This is a genomic window from Megasphaera sp. AF13-6AC, assembly GCF_027685385.1.
GTDB lineage: Bacteria > Bacillota > Negativicutes > Veillonellales > Megasphaeraceae > Megasphaera > Megasphaera micronuciformis.
Genome location: NZ_JAQCUN010000245.1, coordinates 1 through 1,102 on the forward strand (window position 1 = coordinate 1; position 1,102 = coordinate 1,102).

At 46.4% G+C, this 1,102-nt stretch carries 2 protein-coding genes; both read right to left on the minus strand.

The genetic code is table 11. The annotated features are described in order from the left end of the window. Window positions 1-824 (minus strand): DNA topoisomerase (locus PGX78_RS08560; RefSeq protein ID WP_270446536.1); only part of this gene is annotated, 824 nt, incomplete at its 3' end. Between the two features lie 18 nt (window positions 825-842). Continuing rightward, window positions 843-1,073 carry a DUF4911 domain-containing protein gene (locus PGX78_RS08565; RefSeq protein ID WP_333524035.1) on the minus strand — a complete coding sequence of 77 codons (231 nt, stop codon included), beginning with the start codon at window positions 1,071-1,073 and terminating at the stop codon, window positions 843-845. Window positions 1,074-1,102: the final 29 nt, after the last annotated feature.

Sequence of the window (1,102 nt, forward strand, 5' to 3'; positions counted from 1 at the left end):
ACCTTGCGTTCAGTTACTGTCCCACTAACGGCAGCCTCTGTCTTAGCAAGAATATTTTCCGCCGTCTGTTTATCAATACAGCGTCCTTCCGAATCAAGTCCACCCTGAGTATCTTTAGCCTGCCACTGAGCTGTTATAGTTCTCGAACCGTAATCAAAATCGGCCTTTACAACATAATAAGTGACGGGAACAAAGTGATCCAGTTCCCTCTGTCGTCTTACGACAAGGGCCAACGTCGGCGTCTTAACGCGGCCAACAGGATAAACGCCCTTATGCCCCTGTCTACGAGCCGCCAACGTATAAGCCCGGGAAAGATTCATCCCCATCAACCAATCGGCACGACTGCGGGCTAAGGCCGAATCCTTCAGCGGTTTAAAATCTCTGTTATCCCGTAAATCCGTCAAAGATTCATGAATACTCTTTTCATCGAGGGCATTTAGCAAAATACGCTCTACAGGCTTTGTATTTCCCACGTAATCGAGAATTTCATCTATCAAAAGCTGACCTTCTCTGTCGGGGTCACCGGCATTGACAATGGAATCGGCTTGCTCAATAAGCCCCTTTATAATTTCGAACTGGTCTTTGGCACTCGGAGATACAATGAGTTTCCACGTTTCGGGAATAATGGGTAAATCTTCTGTACGCCAGGTCTTATAAGATTCATTATAGGCATCCGGCTCGGCCTGTTGCAGTACATGCCCGTAAGCCCACGTAACAATACCACCGCCTGTACGAATATATCCGTTTTCTCTTTTTTTCGGGTCGGGAAGACATTTTGCCAGTTCCCGTGCCATGCTCGGCTTTTCCGCTATAAATACCTTCATAAACGAATCTCTCTCTTATCACGCTTTGTCGATTCCGAACGTCTTTACAATATCTTCATACGTAAGCAAGCGTACGGAAACGGGTAAATTCGACAACAAACGACGAGCCTCGACAGCCGTATCTTCCGTAGTACGCAAACAGGCGATTCCCTTCTTGCCGTCTAAGGCCGTTAACACTCCCAAGTGGTCAAGACCTTCCGTTATTCTGTTAACGAGCGTCATTTCGGACGGCTCTACTTGAAAATACACATACTCTTTATATAACACGATTACTTACT